The organism is Legionella nigrisilvae (genome assembly GCF_977063395.2).
This window is the reverse complement of record NZ_CDRUGZ020000027.1, coordinates 1-17,434: the sequence shown is the minus strand read 5'-3', so window position 1 is coordinate 17,434 and position 17,434 is coordinate 1. Positions and strand designations below refer to the sequence as shown.

Here is a 17,434-nt window from a genome sequence, read left to right as displayed (position 1 = left end):
ATGAGTCAAGTTTCATCTCGTTTAATTATTTTTCTGTCTGGCCTAGTCCTGGTTTTATCTTCTATTGTTTTTTTAATAAATCATTTTTTCTATAAATATCCGGGTAATAATTTTTTCCCAGAGGGAATTCCCTTCCTCGCTCTCTTACTAATTCTTTTAAATCTTGGGCTTATTCTCTGTTTCCCCAAGGACAATAAAATTCGACAAGTGGGACGAGAACTAATCTATTTTTTTTCAGTAATGTGTTTTATTGCCATCGCAACAAATGCAGTACAATTAACTCCATTTCCAATTATTGATCCCTTTATTAATACACTCGAAGAACATATGAATATCCATATGGAAGCGATATTAGCCTGGACTCACAACCATCCTCAGTTTAAATACGTACTCGGTGTAATTTATGACAGTCTCACCTATCAAATGAGTATTTTACCTTTACTGATCATTGCCACTTGTCGCTTTCATTTAATAAGAGAGTATTATTTCTATTTGTTAAGTACGGTGTTAATCGGTTTTGGATTTTATTATTTTTTTCCTACCACTGCTCCCGCGAGTATTATAAACAGTCCCTATTTTTCACCTGAGCAAATTGATACTGGACTTAAGTTCCGACAAATTCATCATTATATTAATCCGACTACAAATGAAGGAGGACTAATTGCACTTCCATCTTTTCACGCAATTTGGGCAATATTATGTGTGAATCTTCTCAGAGAATGGCCAATTCCTTGTTTCCTTTTATTTATAACTAATTTATTTCTTATTGCATCTTGTGTTTTGTTAGGATGGCATTATTTAATCGACATAATAGGTGGCTTTATTGTCTTGCTTTTATGCTACTTCCTTTTGAAATACTATACCGTTTTCAACAAAAGCGCCCCCAAGCTCCGATGAAGAATTGTATTAATTAAATTACACTCAGTGGCTTACGTAAAAATTATCTCGTAATTTATATTTTGCGGACAATTCCTGTTGGATAATGAAGCTCATTTTGAAGTACTTTACTGCGGCTCAAATTAAAAATATTACGATCTTTTAATTGCTCTTCAACTATAGATTGGAGGGTCCTACCCTGATGTTCACTTAAAAGGGGATGGACTTGAATTACCCATTCCCCATTCTGTTTACCAATTTTAACGGGTTCGTTAATAACTCTCACTGGAGTTCCTACTGGAACCATTCGGAATAAATATTCAATATCCTCAGGAAACATCCGCAGACAACCTGCGCTGACCCGGGACCCAATTCCACTAAATTTATTAGTACCATGGATAAGGAACGTTGGCCATCCTAAGCGCAAAGCATGCTGACCTAAAGGATTATAAGGTCCGGAAGGGAATTCATCAGGAAGAAAATCCCCACTCTTCTCTGCCTCTTCACGCAGTCGTTCTGTTGGTCTCCACTTGGGATTAGCTACCTTTGCTATAATTTTTGTTTCTCCCAAGGGTGTACTCCAACCTTTGCGCCCAATACCCACTGGAAAAGTAATTACTACATTCTCATTTTCAGGAAAATAATATAATCTGTATTCTGCTAAATTAATTACGATTCCTTTTCTAGGAACATTAGGCAAAATATATTGTGCAGGAATAATAAGTCGAGAATTGGCGATTAAAAATTGTCTTGCATCAATTTGAGGGTTTGCTCGTACAAGCTCATAATATCCCAGATCAAAACGCCTTCCTACCTCATCAATGGTCTCATTTACCTCAGCTACCCCATATTGAATCTCTCCAACAACATTACCTGTTGTTGGTAAAACCAAAGTGGTCGCAGCACAGAACGATGTGCAAAATTGCAGAAACATCAAAAAAAATAAACTTTGCTTGTTTAAGATCATTTGCAATGAATATCCCTAGACGTATATTAGGAGCTTAATTCATAGATTCGATGAAAGCACTTCAATTATGAAAAGATCTAGTTCCCGCGGAAGCGGGAACCTTTCTAACGTGGTATAGTGCTACTGTAAGAATGAATTCCCGCCTTCGCGGGAATGCCAAAGTATTAGCTTAAAGATAGCGCTCTACCTAAACTACCATCCTGCTTATTAAAGTAGAATCAATAATTACAAACTTTCATCTACCTTAAAACGTTCACCATACTTAGATTCAAGGGTCTTAAATAAATTTTCCAAATTATTTGTTCCGAAATCTTTTGCATAGTTCATTGGACCACCCCGGAATGGAGCAAACCCAGTGGCAAAAATCATTCCTGCATCAAGCAGATCCGAGTCGGATACAACTCCCTCGCGCAAACAAGCTGCTGACTCATTTACCATTCTTAGAATTAATCGATCAGTAATATGAGGGTCAATAGGTGTGCTGGGTTGTTTTTTAACTGGCTTACCATTTTTGTATTGATAAAATCCTTGACCCGTTTTCCGACCGAGTTTACCTGCTTTAACCATATCACGAAGTTTTTGTGGCACAGTTCCACCAAAATGAGCTGTTAAATTTTCAGCAACCGCCAAACCAACATCTAATCCTACAGTATCTGCAAGTTCCACAGGCCCCATAAACATACCAAATGATAATGCAGCCTCATCAATTGTTTCTGCACTGTATCCTTCATCCAGTAATTGCACACATTCCATCAAATAAGGCATTAATACTCGATTAACTAAGAATCCAGGGCTGGATTTAACAGGCAAAGGAAGTTTACCAATTTGATTCACAAAAGCACAGGAATCAAGCTCAACGGTCTTGGAGGTTTTTACACTACTCACTACCTCAACTAAGTCCATTTTAGCAACTGGATTAAAGAAGTGAATGCCAACGAGTCGATTCGGATTACTCATGACACTGCTCATTTCATCTAACGGAATACTGGATGTATTCGTAGCAATGATGGCATCTTTTTTGGCTTGCTTTTCGACTTTTTGCATAATTTCTTGTTTTACAGCAAGATTTTCGAAAACAGCTTCAATAATTACATCGGCACGTGCAATACCATGGCCTTCAGGATCAGGGATTAAATTATCCATTGCCGCTTGTATAAGACGTGGCTTACGTAATTTCTTTTTGTATAAAGAATGAGCACGGCCAATTGCTGGGGCAATTTGCGCATACGATTGATCTTGCAAAGTTACCCGCAGACCACGCAAAGCACACCATGCAGCAATATCGCCTCCCATAACACCGGCCCCTATCACATGAACATGGGTTGCTTTAAAGTCACTACCTTTTGCAAAACCTTTTAAACGTTCACGCAAGGAAAAAGCACGGATTAAATTTTTTGAAGTAATTCCTGTAGATACCAGATGTTCCACGGAGTCTATTTCCTTCAAGTATGCTCTATCACCCATACCTCCTTCTTTTTCCCACAAATCAATAATGGCATAAGGCGCTGGGTAATGCTCTTTTCGTACCCGTTTCGCAACGTTACGACGCATTAAAGCAGCTAGAGGTTTCCTTATCCATGCACTGTTTGTTAATCCTTGTATGAATGAGGGTTTATGCTTTGGTGGCTTGTTCTTAATGAAATAAACTGCAGCTCGTTTTAACTGGCGTACGGGAACTACATCATCAACCATGCCTAGGCTTTTAGCTTTTACAGCATGTACAGCACTTCCAGTCAAAATGATTTGTGATAAGGCATTAAATCCACCAATTAATTGAGGTAATCGTACAGAACCTCCCCAACCAGGATGTATACCTAACATTACTTCAGGCAAACCGATACGAGTATCTTTTTCGTCACTAGCAATACGGTAGGTGCAAGCTAAAGCCAATTCATAGCCTCCTCCCATACAAAAGCCATCTATCATCGCGACGCTAGGAATGATTAGCGCTTGTAGTCGAGCAAATACCGCTTGTCCTTTTCTTAAAAAATCCACCGCTTGAGCTGGCGTTTCAAATTTTGAAAATGCATTTACATCAGCACCGGCGATAAATCCTTTTTCTTTAGCTGAATAAACAATCAAACCTATAGCCTTTTTATCTTGTGCTATTTCATGCAGAAGACTGTTGAGTTCGTCTAATACTTCTTCATTGATGCTATTTACAGACGTATCTTTTCTATCCAATCCCAACCACAGAATGTTATCACTATCTCGTTTCAAGTCCCAATGTTTGTAATTATTCATGTCCTTTCACCTCAGTCACTCGTTCAAGATACATAGCCCCGCCCTGTCCCCCACCAATACAGATAGAAGCCATACCTCGCGACTCATTTCTTTGTTCTAATGATTTTAAAACGTGTAATACAATACGTGCACCACTTGCACCTATGGGATGTCCTGCTGCAATTGCTCCGCCATCCCGATTAAGTTTTTCCAGCGAAGGGCCACCCAATGCTTTTTCCAAACCTAACTGAGTCCGGCAATAATCCTCATCATTCCAAGCTGCAACACAGCCTAAAACTTGCGCAGCAAATGCCTCATTAATTTCCCAACAATCAATGTCTTCAGATTTTAATTTCTGTCTTTGCAAAATAGGAGTTACCGCATGCACAGGACCAAGTCCCATTTGTGATGGATCTAGTGCTGACCATTGTGAGTCCACTATTCTACCAATAACTTGTAAACCATATTTTTTCACTGCATCGGCACTAGCGAGTAATAACAAACACGCACCATCCGTTATTTGCGAGCTATTTCCAGCCGTTACCATTCCGTATTTTTTATCAAAAAAGGGCTTCAATTTAGCTAATTTCTCAACTGTTGAATCTGCGCGTAGTCCATCATCTTGTGTATAAACCCGTCCCTTATAATCTATGATCGGTGAGACTTCAGTCATTCTCTTTTCGTTATAAGCTTTTGCCAGCTTTAAATGACTTTGGGTCGCAAACTCATCCATTTGCTCACGAGTTAGGTTGAAGCGATAAGCAACTTTTTCTGCTGTTTGTCCCATGTTCATACCCACAATAGGATCAGTGAGACCACGCAACAAAGCAATTACAGGAGCAAGATATGCTGGTCTAAATTGCGTGATTAGACCTAATTTTTGACTAAAACTTTTAGAACCATACCAACTAGCCAACCACGAGGCCATTTTTTGGTTGAATAATAAAGGAGCATGACTCATAGAATCGGTACCACCTGCAAGCACCAAGTCACTACGACCGCTTGCAATTTGGATTGCAGCATTATCCAGAGCTTGCATTCCCGATGCACAATTTCTCATTACTGTAAACGCGGGCACTTTATCGCCGCATCCCAAACGCAGGGAAATCACTCGAGCAATATTTGCCTCATCTGGACTAGGCATAGCACATCCAATAATCACTTCATTCAACTCAGTTGGAGCAAAAGGTTGTCGATTTAATAATGTCGTCCCTGCCGCTACTGCCAAATCAGATCCAGTAAAGGGACCTATGCCTTTGGCTTTGAGAAATGGTGTTCGATTTCCATCAACTATATACACGTCTCGACCATGTAAATTTGACTTCTGTTTCATCGATCCTCCTTATTTTAAAATTGAGTCGCAGCCTTTTGTTAAAAGAAACTTACTCGAAAAACTCCATACATCTGTAGTTCTTTGAGAAGTAGATTATATTCTCTTTTGCAAGTTACAAAAAATACCAAAATCTTTTAACTACACGCCCTGACTCCTAACTGAGATTGGCTGTAATTTTATGAATGATAAGAGTAGCAGTAATCATGTAATTTTGGAAATTTTATAAAGCATTATATTTCAAAATACTAAACTAACTTCTTGAAAAATTGGGTAGTATGCGAAGAAGTAAGTAACTCACACTTTACTGACCAATTATAGATCATAATGGAGCTTATAGAGACCAAACTCTATATTAAGATTTAATTTATAAGTAATGGATATTGACGACATCAAAATACCTGATATACTCCGCAACCATTGATTGGAGAGATGGCCGAGTGGTCGAAGGCGCTCCCCTGCTAAGGGAGTATGGGAGAAATCCCATCGAGGGTTCGAATCCCTCTCTCTCCGCCAGTCAACGCGCCCGTAGCTCAGTTGGATAGAGTATCTGGCTACGAACCAGGGGGTCGGAGGTTCGAATCCTTCCGGGCGCGCCATTCCCAAATAATAAAACCAAAATAAGAATCACTCCGAAATAGTAGCCAAGGCATCCCATGTCATTGGCCCGGAAGTGTTTGAACTGAAAGAGGTTCGACAAAATGCAAAGCGAAGAGCACGAAGTGCGGCGAAGCATTTTGGACGCGCTTCAGCGCGCCGCAAAGCGGTGAGGAGCGAACAAAGTAAGCGACGAATCTATCCTTCCTTTGAGTCTTGGGCTTATTTCAATTTAAAACTTAAATCTAATCACTATTGATAGCCTTCCGGGCGCGCCATTTTTACATAGTAAAATCAATGGCTTAACCCTTTTAATTGTGACATAAAACCAACCTACTGTGGCAAAAACGTGTCATAAATCCGTTCTGCAGCAATTTTTAAATGATCACTTGAAAGGTGAGCGTAACGCAATACCGTTTAATAGTTAGACCATCCTCCAAGATCTTGTAACTCGTGTAAGGCTGTTCCATTTTGTACATGCCAACTAGCCCATGTATGTCTTAAATCATGCCATCGGAAATCATCAATATTCGCTCTTATTAGAGCCTTCCTCCATGCATGATTATTACATCGAGTTACAGGCTTACCCTTGTATGTAAATACATAAGCAGGATGTTTGCCCTTTTGGGATTGAATAAGTGAAATAGCTTGTTTATTCAAAGGAACAGGAATTGCTCTTTTAGTTTTTGACTCATCAGGATGAATAAGAGCATGTCCTTTATCCAAATAAATCTCACTCCATTTTATTAATTACAAAATAGTTCAATTAATTGCCGGCACAATAATTATGTTTCAAAAATTACCAAACGAGCTTAAATTACAGATTTACAGTTTCTTTAATGCACAAATACTTAATAAAGTTTCCCTGGTTTCAAAAGAGGCTAGAAATTTGATTAGTATGAACAATTAAGGCTAAGACTACTAGGTTTAAAAAAACAGACTTACCTAGGAATTGGTCTGCAAAAGAAACTTATAAACTCTATCATTCCTTGTTTGCCCATAATGGGGAATTATCGGTAGATTACGTAAATACCGATGCTTCTACAAGCCCGCCAGTACTACTATGCCCTCTTTCTTTTCAATTACATGGTGAAAAAAAATTTAGTTCTCTATGGTGGATAAAGGAACAGCTGAAAGAAATGGAAAAGATTACGAATCGTTAATAAAACTATTAGATCATTAATCATCATTTAACACCAATCATTTGTTCGTTCTTTTTATGTGCTTTTTTTGCGCCTTTTTGACTGATCACATTTTGCGCAGATCACTTAGGTCCCGGACCGTCCCCGTGTAGTGCCTGTCAAACCACTTCTTATCTGGATTAGGTATCCTGTACCGGCAAATTAGATTGAGAACTTCCTCGACAAATCATATTCTGGTCATTAGGTATTGATACTAGAGGTTTGAAAAGGTTTGGCATTTTAACAACTGTCCCTGGGATGCCTTTTTTTTCAAGCACTTCATTACAAGCTGCGATTAATTTGAGATCATAGCGACCATTATTAAATATTAGCGTTTTACGCACAAACTCTTTTATGTGCTCAGCATATTTAGATAATTTTCCAATACTATCCATATAATCAATAATAACTAAAGCATGATCTTTTTTATTCTTTTTTAATGCATAGAAAAATGGGTCAAGCTGATTTTTTTTATGACGTTGGAAATTAGTAATAGAAGGTTTAATTTTCTGCAGTAGATGCCTTAAATAATTGGGGGAATCATTATCAATCAATGTAAAAATAGGCGTTCTATGATTCCTATCTTTGAAATCTAAGCCCGGTTTTTCTATGAGCAGATCTAAAGCTGCTAATCGATTTTTTATATCTCGAGGTGTTCTATCTAAGGAGGTACCCAAGCAAGCAAGATGTAATGCGGTACGGCCCGACATTGCTTGCTGAATCGTTGTATCCATTTTAGGGTTCTGGAGTAATTTCTTCAATACAGTTACGTTTCCCAGAAAAGCGGCCATCAAAAGTAAAGTGATACGCTCCTGCTGCCACAGCGGCACGAATTGCCCATCTTTTACTTTTAAAATTGGTAATGGCAAATGAGAAATAGAATCATATTTTCTGATATTTCTATTTTGTAGCATTTCGTAAACAGGTTTAGGTAGAAAAGCAGTATCTTCTTTGGTAATACCTAAGGGGCTAAGATCATATGTACAGTTTGCAAAATTGTAAGGAACAGGATGATAGTTATCCTGATACTCTTCAAAAATTTCCTGAGCACATCTAAAATTATCCGAAGGGTGTAAAAAGAAAGGTTTAAAGCAAAAATAATAATCTTTGCCATAATCAACTAATAATTGCTCATCTTCATAAATATCTCTGGCGGCAATGACCAACATTCTCTTTTTCTTTTCTATAAATTCGACATTTTCCTGAATGGTTGAAGCATTAATAAAACGAGAAACATTTCCCTGGTATTTTGCATCAAGTATTTTGTTCCTATTTTTCAAAAACATAAAATAATCTCTGTCTTTCTTTTCATCCTGATTTTCCTCATCGGAAACTTTTTCACCAGTGTACTCGAATAAAACAGTGCCCTTTTTGATGAAACGCCTGGCGTAAACACCATAGTGAATTTGCTGTGATGAAATGAGATTCAGAGGAGCAATGTAAACCAGATCGGGTTTGTCCTTTTTGCCACTTTTGTATTGAAAGTTAACCTGGGAACCATTGACTGATAAGTGAATTGAATTCTCTAACTCTTGAATGGATTTATTATCATCAAGATAGAATATTGGTCTGTGACTTTGTGCAGGAGTAGTCGTAGGAAAACGGTTGTCGTCTATCACCAACTCTTTCTCTCTTCCCTTGCCTTCATCATCAATAGTAAGGATCTGTACCTCTTCATTATTCGCCTCCACTGTTTGAGTCATAACCTCTTTTTGTTGTGGCTCATTAAGTGGGGAAAATATGGATGAATATAAATTAGGATTCAGTGGTTGGAGTGTTAAAACTTCCGGTTGAGAAAACATCAATTTTAGTAGCTCTTCCATGATTGTAGGGGGTAGCAATTCATTAGAGCTGTTATCAGTGATATCTTTTTGCTTTTTAGGCGCTTTTTGCTGATAGAATTCTTCTTCCCCTATTTCCATTATCCCATCTACCTCTAGGCTTTTCGGTCCATCTAATTGGTCTTGTTCTATTGCGCTTGCTTTTCTTTTGAGAGAAATATTTTCATCTTTAGATTTCATGGTGGTCTATTATACGTCAGTAAAGAACAAAATTTTAACATCTATTTATTAAAGGAGAAGCTTAAGAATTGATTTATTACGAATTCTGAGCTTTGCAGAGGACAATTTTTCATGAGTTAGGCATCGACAGTGTATTAAAATTAAATATTTTTGTTTATTTTGGCTATGAGCAATCATTCCAGAGTGTGTCAGGGGAAATGAGACAAATAAACAGATTACTCGACTGTCTAAATTTTCCCAGATACTCCCAATAATTTTCTATCCCAAACGAACATTCACCCAACTGATCTAAAAAATAAAAATCTGCCCACGCTGAGTACACCCATCTGTGGGCACACAATGGGATCAGCAAAAGAATCGTAGAGATGGAGAAAGCAATTTTTAAAAGTTTCAATGGGGTATCCTCAATTTTTTCAATAACTTGGTATTATTATAATTAAGGAATATTTCCTTGCCTTTAAAATTATAAATTAATGCCCTCATTTAGAATAGGACGCACCATCCCGAATTTATCGTGCATTCCTCCTTATAATCCCAATTATCAATCAATTCCTTAATGCTTGCATTAGATGCACATTCAGCCGCTGTTTTTCCAAACATATTAGTTATAGTTTTATCAGCTTGGTGTTCAAGAAGTAGCCTAACAAGTTTTATATGACCTCGACTTGCAGCTCTACTTAAACATGTATTATCAAGATAAAACTGCTTATTAATGTCTTTAATAATTAAAAGAAGCGCTTTAATTCTGTCCATATTTTGAGCATCCCAGCATAACTCAAACAACTCCTTTTCCGGTAAAATTTCTTTGGTCTGTTGCTTAGAGGGTAAATCCGCACGTGTTTGAAAAAAACTATTTGATATGGTTGGTTTATCTACCACAAGTTTTGTTAAATTCCACCCTATTTTTTTAGCTTCTTTGATTGCTTTTGGATCATCAAAATTGATACCTATATTTATTAATATTTTAATGGCTTTAATTCTGGATTGGTAATCATTAAGGTTTATAAAATATTGAAGCAAAGAAGAAATAAATTCATTTACAACCTGTAAGTCACCATTAGATTTAAATACGCGATCTATAATTTTTGATTGCAATTTATCTATAGCCGCTACAAAAACTTCAGGTTCCTCGATTAATTTGGCACCTGCTTCAATAAGCAGTTGAATAGCCACTTCATTTTCAGTATAGACAGTCGTTGCAAGCATTGGCTTATTAAATATATCTTTTGCATTAACATCAGCTCCATATTTAATTAGGAGCTTAATAATTTGTTTTTCTGCTTCACCTAACTCTTTTTTATTAATAGCATATTCTAACAGCTTACGACCCTCGAAGGTAATATTTACATCAGAGTAAAATGTTATAATTTGTTCTACGAGCTCTAATTGTCCTTTTTTTACTGCCCAACATAAAAATTGATCACTTTTATGCTCAATTCCTGAATTTATATATTGTCCATATTGTTCAATATTAAGTAGAACTTTTTCAGGCGATTCAGAATCAGCCATAATCTTGTCTAATAATTGATTCCAATCTTTAACAAGGTTTATTTTAAATCTAGCTTCTGTTTGACTAATGCTGGGGGGAAGATAAAGGTATAGATCCTCAAGATTAGTTAGATTATTGATAACGTATAAATCACACCACTCCAAGAAGGCTGCTATGCTTAGTTGCTGAGTTTCAAATACTGAATTTAATGGAATCAAAGAAGGGTTAAATTGACTATGCGTTTTATAAAGTAAGGGCTGCAACTCTTTATGCGCAATTAAGCGTTGCCTATGAGAATCAGAATAACCTGTATAATCGATTGGATTAGATCTAGCCCACCGCCTTAGACCTAACTGCGGAGGCGTTTCACCACCCGCTCCTACTAATACAGCTGGGATCCCGGCTTTAAGTAGGTGGCTAGCTAGAACCATATAAAAATCCATTATTAGTTGGGTATGCTTTCTAAAATCTAATTGGCTTTCAATGGAATCTAGAACCAGGTTTTCATCCTCTGCTAACCATGCCCAAGATTGAGAAACAATACTATCATGAGGGTCGGGCTCTTTTCCTCGTTGCTTACATAGCACATAAAATCCTGATCTCTCACTGGTAATTCCATAAATGACACAGCTTTTTCCGTTTTCATCAATTGATTGACAACAGCCAGTCATATGTCCAAGCAGGGCAGCGCGTGGATCGCTTGAAGGTAATTTTTTTAAATAATAGCCTTTATAGTCGGCAGAGATACTTTCACCGGAAATAAATAAGTCGGGAATATAATTTGCATTATCTTGAGGTATTAAATCTAGATATTGCTCAAACACATTTTCTGGCATGCCATACTGCAAAAAAAGTTCTGCCGCTTCTAAGTTTTCATTAGCCCTTGTATAAGCTTTATATTTTGCATATGAAAAAAGAACAGAAATCGGTGTGCGCGGTGATAATAAGCGGCTTTTCACCGTAGCTTCTATTTCTTTTTTATTTTCTTTCATTTTTGCTTCGATGTAATCTTCAAGGCTTATAAGCGTAGGTGTAGATTTAGCATCATTTTTCTTTTTTAGTTTTATTTGATATTTATCTTCTATTAAATTCTTAATTTCTTCCTTTTTATCGCTTAACTCCATTCTTTTTTTTTCAAATTGTTGTTGCTGCACTGCATTTAGTTGTCCTATTAATGGGTAACTAAGTAGCTGTCTTATATAAACATCAAATTTTTTATTTGTTTCTTTTGCAATTTTCTTAGTAGGCAATTGCATGTCTCTTAGTTTAAATAATGACTCGTAGTCTCTAACGAAACGTTGTTTACATTTTTGAGAAACATCTTCTTGAATGGTCCTTTCTAAGTGTACTGTATTTTCTTTAACATATTTTTCTATGCGAGTAGCTAAAGGTAACAATCTAAAAATAGGAGAGTTAGCATGCGTTGGGAAATTATGCTTGATAATTCCACGCCATAAATTAAGGTTACAAGTGACCGGTAGGAATCCAAATAAACAAGCATCATGAATTTTATTCTGCACTTGAGGGAATTGTTTTTCAAAATTTTCTAAATATTTCAGCGCTGCGCCTACTGTACCAAATGCTATTACTAGCTTTTGTGCTCGTATTCTGGCTGATTTAATCCGTTCAATTTGTGGTTGATAGTATTCTTCAGTTTCTGCTGCTCTAAGAGTTAGCCTTAATAATTCTAAATAAGCATCTTGGCTAAAACCTTTATAATCGGATATAACCTTAGGCAATGCTGCTAACTCCCTAGCTTGCTCTTCGCTACTAAAGAGATTTGCTGTATTTAAAATTTCTCTTATTAACATTATAAAATATTTACCTTACTTCTAATTATTGATTTAAACCTTTTGATTCACAGTATCTAAGCTTTAGCAATTTGCTATCCCGGATCACTTAGCTAAAAATTACCAGGATGAATGCATTAGCTAGTAAAAGATGGCGATGTGGGTGTATCTTCGTTTTGTAGCATAAAGCGTCGGACAGCTTCAGACTTAAAATGACTGTGAACGAGTGCTGCTCTTTTAGCCTTCTCTTCTGGTGTCTCTCTCTGGAGATACTCTCTTAAGGTTTCTTCTCCCCACCACCATTGATTTGCTTTGTCCGAGTCAACTAAAAGCTTGGGCGTGGTCAAGCGTTGCGCTAAATCATCGCAATATTGATAAAAGTCTCATCGAGCATCAATTATTTTAGTTTCGGATTCGGACAAAGCTTGAACTGTTTCTAAAAAGGCAACTCGCGATTCAGGAGACTTCATGTATGCACCTATATTACTTGTATATAAGGTATCTATTTCAACTGCATTTTCCTGAAGCAATTTTTTTAGTCTAATAAAGGTTTCAGTTGCAAGAATATCTTCAGTTAACAGTACAATCTTATCGTTGTGAGCTAGAAACTTTATAAACTGAAACCGTTCCTCATTGGCTAACCAACCCGTTTTTACCTGTAAATGGTCTCTAATTTCATCAGAGGGGTCTGAGCATCGGGCATCTGATCGAAAATTTGGAGAAAATTTTATAGCATTATCCAAATTACTTTCGGTTTTTTTGCTAAGACGGTGAAAATCATGAGTATTAACGAAGCGAGTCATTTTTTCAATAAATTGTTCTCTATTGTTTGACTTAAGCAAGTTGTTTAATGTAACACTTAAAAAGTAAGCATTTTCAGGATTGTGGTCACAAATTACACCATAGCTCGATCTTCTTAAAGCCATAATATCTAAGTTATGCCAACCAGAAAATCCAATATGGCATCCCCCTCCAGTGTTAGGCTTTTCGGCTAAAAGTTCTGCTATGACATCGGAGCGTTCTTCATTTGTTGTGATATAAACTCCCTCAGAATATTTGGGAGCATGCGTAATGGAAGTATTGTCCAATTTACGGAGTCGTTTCGATAAAGGGTTTTCTTTAACTATTTCAAGAGATAACCTGGGAACTGCTGGCCTTGTTGGCTCCGTTTTTCGTGCCTCAGGGGTTTTTACAGTAGTTCCGGTCGACGCTTCAAAAAAACAATTTTTAAACATAATATTCCAAAAGTGCGTAAACGGCGCAAAATATATCAATTTTATGCTTTTGTAGAATACTCTCTTTTGGAAACTAACTTTTTCTAAGAGGGACATTTGTATGAATAAAACTTTTCGCGACAGTACCAAAATGGTTGCTCATTTCGTTCAGCAATCCAATCTAATATAACTATTGTGTCATAAATTGTGGCATAACTGTGACAGTACTCCGCTGTTTTTGGCAGTTTTACACTGTTATTCTATACTTATGATGCATCACAAGGTATTGATTATTAGAGGTTTTTATTACCAAGCGCGCCATTTAATCAAGTACTTACGTGTGTTTTTCGAAAATTGAAAAAAGGGATATCAAATTTGTAACACTTTTTTAAATTCTTTCAAAAAACTAGTGCCAAAACGTTACGTGAAGCCCACTAATTCTATTTGCAGCATCTCGTAAATGATCCCTAGAAAGATGGGCATAACGTAACACCATTTCAAAAATTGACCATACCCCTAATTGTTGCAGCTCTTGGAGTGATGTTCTCTTTCTCTTAATGAGATCTACCTCATTCCACCGTACTCCAGTAACGTATCGAAGCACGCAATCCAGTAGATAAGGTAAAGTCAGCCATATCTTTTAAATGTGAAGGCAATTCATTGAGTAAACGATTTGCTTCCTCTAAAACTTAAAGAGCATCTAAATATAAATTTCAACAGCATGCAGTAACGCAACTAACTACTTTGAAGAGAAATAAATAAAAAAAAAGATGTTCCTCCTCCTCTCTTGCCTTCTTTTTAAGCTCTATATCCTTATTTTGCTCAATTGCCTCCTGTTTAGAGGCTTTATAAGACAGCTCGGGTTCCATTGTTATAAAAATGGAAAATTTTTCCTATTTACTTAGCGTAGGTATTTATTAGCATCTGATTAACTATCTTGTTGAGCGGGGCTTAATTAAACTTATAGTTTGATATTGTTATTCCATTTTGTACATTATAAGAATATATTCTGAGCCAATTAAGCAAAAGAAAATAAGGTTTTATTGTGTTAAGTAAGTCAGATAGAAACGAGCATTTAATTAAAGAGTATTTTAGAAAAATTAGTTGTAATTTTTTACAAGTAAATGATTTATCTAAAGAAATTAAACTTGATTATTTGCAAAAAGTTTATAACTGTCATATGCAAAGCTATCCATTTCATAATTTTGAATTGAGAGTTGCAAGCCAATCACACCCATTATTTCGTCAGTCCCTAACCCTTTTTAATTTGGGTGAATTTATTGACGGATATAATGGTGGCTTTTGTTTTCAATCTTCTGAAATTTTGTATAGGGCATTAAGTAAATCGGGTTTTGAGGTTTATCGTTCTATTGCAAAAGTTCTTAATGGATTATCACCAGACTCCCTTGAGGCAAAAAAGATTCCAGCTACTCATTTAATCTTAATTGTTACTATAGAAAATGAAAAATATTTAGTCGATCCTACAATGGGAATGAATGGTTCTTGCTCACCATTTTTAATTCCAGAAAATGAACATGTTTATCAACAAAATAATCAACATTATAAAATCGAAAAAGTAAAGGAGGAGTATCATTTTTACCGAAAGATAAAGGAAAACTGGTCGATCAGTTTTTGCTCTTCTTTTTTACCTGCAAATCAAACTACCATTTCTACTCAATTAACAAAACTTGGTTGTTATCCCCTAACTTTGGGAATCCGTGATCTTATCGGCTTAGTTGGGATTGCTACACCAACGGGAGGTAAGAGTTTGTTATGGAATCCAAAAACCAGGTTATTTATTTTTAAAACAATTTGTTATATAGAAGGTGATAAAGAACAATCCTTTAATGATCTAGGTGTTGCGTATGAACTTATTTGTAATCAATTTAAAATAGATCATATTAGCAAAAAGAAATTTAAACAATTTTGTGAAAAAAATAAGTGGCCACAACTCAAAAGCTCATTTTTTGTAGATTTTCCTATTGATAAAAATGAAATAGAGAAAATGAAAGAAAATTTCTCGAATTGCGAAAACAAATATATATAATTATTTTCTTTATGAGGTATGTCGCCTTTTCGTGAATCTAGTAAGTCGGCTTTACGGGCTCGTATTCTGGCATAACCATGGTCATAAACATCCATCAATCGAGACCAACCAATGGGAAAGAAATTTATAACAATCCGGAGCATCCCGAATATGATCATCAGATAGATGCGCACTTTCAAAAACAGCAATTTAGCCTTGGATCTGTTTATACAAAGGATCATTAATTGCACTATATACTAATTTCGAAATTATTACTTTCCAAATGAGTATATTCTCTAAAAATTCATTCCGTGTAAAATAATTAGTCAATTAGCAGAACCTTTGTCACGGAGTATTTTCTATGAAGTCCCTCCAAAGCATCCCACCGGTCTTTCATTATGTTTGGGTAGGGGGCGAGATTAAACCTCATTACCTGCAATCCATAAAAGATTTATCGGGGGTTGCCTATCGAAATCGTTTTAATAAAACGATCATTTGGACAGATAATGAAAAAATTATCAACAAGCCATTGAGCCAAGCAGCTTCAATTAAGTACAGTTCTGGCAAATTGAAAAACCACCCTGGATCTTCTCATCCTAAAGGTAAAATTTCACAAGAACCATCCCCCGCTGAAGTTTTAGATGTTCCTATTACTGCAGAAAATTATCATATAGAAATCAGAAATATAAATGAATTGGTATCTCGTCTGAAAAACGATCCAATTTTTTCAGACAAAGAAACTAATGCATTATTATTACATATATTAACTGAATCTATAGGAAACAAGAATTTAGCAGCGGTAAGCGATTTAATTAGGTATTGTAGTTTATATTACTTTGGCGGCTACTATCTGGACACCGATTTATTAGCACTAGTGAATAAGTCGACAACACTTGCACCAGATAAACCTAAATTTGGGATAATCGGTCACTTTAGGCGATTTGAACACCCGGAGGAAAAGCGTTATTTAGCCAGACTTTTGGGCATTGAGTTGCCTCTGGAAATTGAGGGAAATAATGATGCCTTTGGCGTTGTGCCTCGCCATCCTATTTTGCGAGTAGCAATCAAAAAAATGTTGGAAAAATATGCTCAATTAGAAATAGAGCCCGTGATTTTTAAAAACGGCTTTACAGATATTGCCGATAAATTAAAGCAACCTTTAGGCACCTTTAAACACGAATTTTTATCTAAATTAACTCGTGATAAAAATGCTCAAAATAATTTTATGACTGAGCTTTTGAACAAGTCATTTGAACTGCGTTTATTAAATAACGTCGATTTTGATGAAATAGATTTAAATAACTTGCCCAAAAGGACACGACAATCTGTTGATAATGATAAAGCTAAGGTATGGGAAGCGATTGATGACTTAATTAATGAGTATGCAACCCTGTTAAAGGTTAAAATGAATTCTAAAGAAAGTACACGGGAGTTAGCTATAGAATTGATCCGTGTTGTCCAATCAGAAATTAAAAATCATAAGGCACAATATTCGATGGGTTATGAGTTTGCAACAGAGAAGGATGCAAAACGATTTCCTTTTGTTCAAGGAACCTCAACAAAAACTAATAAAAGAAGATCGAACACTTGTCTGGTAATCCCCCCATTTTTAACTGACACTAAAAGTAGAAACCTAGGCTGCTAGAGCCAATTTTCTTTTGGGTGGTATACCTCCAATAGCCGAGTTAGGACGTTCATTGTTATAAGACCAAAGCCACTT

10 protein-coding genes, 2 tRNA genes and 2 pseudogenes are annotated in these 17,434 nt (G+C 36.2%); 5 read left to right on the top strand and 9 right to left on the bottom strand.

Going from position 1 to position 17,434, the window contains the following annotated elements; translation table 11 throughout:
• A complete protein-coding gene (locus ACWTE2_RS17360) occupies positions 1–897 on the top strand; it encodes a phosphatase PAP2 family protein (RefSeq protein ID WP_454783644.1) in 897 nt (298 codons plus the stop codon).
• Positions 898–952: 55 nt separating this feature from the next.
• On the opposite strand, the gene ACWTE2_RS17355 is transcribed toward ACWTE2_RS17360, so the two are convergent.
• The 3 genes from ACWTE2_RS17355 to ACWTE2_RS17345 all read right to left on the bottom strand — a co-directional run bounded on the left by ACWTE2_RS17355 (position 953) and on the right by ACWTE2_RS17345 (position 5,399).
• The gene (locus ACWTE2_RS17355; protein WP_454783643.1) at positions 953–1,843 is read right to left on the bottom strand and encodes a L,D-transpeptidase family protein; all 891 of its coding nucleotides are present in this window, start codon (positions 1,841–1,843) and stop codon (positions 953–955) included.
• A gap of 225 nt (positions 1,844–2,068) precedes the next feature.
• A complete protein-coding gene (locus tag ACWTE2_RS17350) occupies positions 2,069–4,087 on the bottom strand; it encodes a 3-hydroxyacyl-CoA dehydrogenase NAD-binding domain-containing protein (protein WP_454783642.1) in 2,019 nt (672 codons plus the stop codon).
• Positions 4,080–5,399, bottom strand: coding sequence for an acetyl-CoA C-acetyltransferase (locus ACWTE2_RS17345; RefSeq protein WP_182393514.1), 1,320 nt, complete (start codon positions 5,397–5,399; stop codon positions 4,080–4,082). Before ACWTE2_RS17345 ends, ACWTE2_RS17350 begins: the two co-directional genes overlap by 8 nt.
• Positions 5,400–5,822: 423 nt before the next feature.
• On the opposite strand from ACWTE2_RS17345, the gene ACWTE2_RS17340 reads away from it, so the two are divergent.
• Together ACWTE2_RS17340 and ACWTE2_RS17335 are read left to right on the top strand one after the other, a co-directional pair.
• Positions 5,823–5,912: transfer RNA gene (locus ACWTE2_RS17340), tRNA-Ser, on the top strand.
• 6 nt (positions 5,913–5,918) lie between these two features.
• Positions 5,919–5,995: transfer RNA gene (locus ACWTE2_RS17335), tRNA-Arg, on the top strand.
• A gap of 331 nt (positions 5,996–6,326) precedes the next feature.
• Here ACWTE2_RS17335 and ACWTE2_RS17330 read toward each other — a convergent pair.
• The 6 genes and pseudogenes from ACWTE2_RS17330 to ACWTE2_RS17305 all read right to left on the bottom strand — a co-directional run.
• A pseudogene (locus ACWTE2_RS17330) lies at positions 6,327–6,740 on the bottom strand (tyrosine-type recombinase/integrase); the annotation flags it as partial.
• A 574-nt stretch (positions 6,741–7,314) separates the two neighbouring features.
• The gene (locus tag ACWTE2_RS17325) at positions 7,315–9,195 is read right to left on the bottom strand and encodes an SET domain-containing protein-lysine N-methyltransferase (protein ID WP_454783641.1); all 1,881 of its coding nucleotides are present in this window, start codon (positions 9,193–9,195) and stop codon (positions 7,315–7,317) included.
• Positions 9,196–9,678: 483 nt separating this feature from the next.
• Complete coding sequence (locus ACWTE2_RS17320) at positions 9,679–12,495, bottom strand: ankyrin repeat domain-containing protein (protein ID WP_454783640.1); 2,817 nt, start codon at positions 12,493–12,495, stop codon at positions 9,679–9,681.
• Between the two features lie 116 nt (positions 12,496–12,611).
• The gene (locus ACWTE2_RS17315; protein WP_454783639.1) at positions 12,612–12,821 is read right to left on the bottom strand and encodes a hypothetical protein; all 210 of its coding nucleotides are present in this window, start codon (positions 12,819–12,821) and stop codon (positions 12,612–12,614) included.
• Between the two features lie 36 nt (positions 12,822–12,857).
• Positions 12,858–13,709: an LIC_10091 family protein gene (locus ACWTE2_RS17310; RefSeq protein ID WP_454783638.1), complete on the bottom strand. Its 852-nt coding sequence runs from the start codon at positions 13,707–13,709 to the stop codon at positions 12,858–12,860.
• 415 nt (positions 13,710–14,124) lie between these two features.
• Positions 14,125–14,247, bottom strand: a pseudogene (locus ACWTE2_RS17305) (hypothetical protein); the annotation flags it as partial.
• A 486-nt stretch (positions 14,248–14,733) separates the two neighbouring features.
• Between ACWTE2_RS17305 and ACWTE2_RS17300 the strand changes: the two are divergent.
• Both ACWTE2_RS17300 and ACWTE2_RS17295 read left to right on the top strand, forming a co-directional pair.
• Positions 14,734–15,735: an arylamine N-acetyltransferase gene (locus tag ACWTE2_RS17300; protein WP_454783637.1), complete on the top strand. Its 1,002-nt coding sequence runs from the start codon at positions 14,734–14,736 to the stop codon at positions 15,733–15,735.
• A 508-nt stretch (positions 15,736–16,243) separates the two neighbouring features.
• Entirely contained in the window at positions 16,244–17,359 is a 1,116-nt protein-coding gene (locus ACWTE2_RS17295) for a glycosyltransferase (protein WP_454783636.1), read from the top strand.
• Positions 17,360–17,434: the final 75 nt, after the last annotated feature.

Excerpts from the sequence above, each read along its gene's own strand:
- ACWTE2_RS17360 (WP_454783644.1), top strand. The coding sequence starts at position 1 with ATGAGTCAAGTTTCATCTCGTTTAATTATTTTTCTGTCTGGCCTAGTC.
- ACWTE2_RS17355 (WP_454783643.1), bottom strand. The coding sequence starts at position 1,843 with ATGATCTTAAACAAGCAAAGTTTATTTTTTTTGATGTTTCTGCAATTT.
- ACWTE2_RS17350 (WP_454783642.1), bottom strand. The coding sequence starts at position 4,087 with ATGAATAATTACAAACATTGGGACTTGAAACGAGATAGTGATAACATT.
- ACWTE2_RS17345 (WP_182393514.1), bottom strand. The coding sequence starts at position 5,399 with ATGAAACAGAAGTCAAATTTACATGGTCGAGACGTGTATATAGTTGAT.
- ACWTE2_RS17325 (WP_454783641.1), bottom strand. The coding sequence starts at position 9,195 with ATGAAATCTAAAGATGAAAATATTTCTCTCAAAAGAAAAGCAAGCGCA.
- ACWTE2_RS17320 (WP_454783640.1), bottom strand. The coding sequence starts at position 12,495 with ATGTTAATAAGAGAAATTTTAAATACAGCAAATCTCTTTAGTAGCGAA.
- ACWTE2_RS17310 (WP_454783638.1), bottom strand. The coding sequence starts at position 13,709 with ATGTTTAAAAATTGTTTTTTTGAAGCGTCGACCGGAACTACTGTAAAA.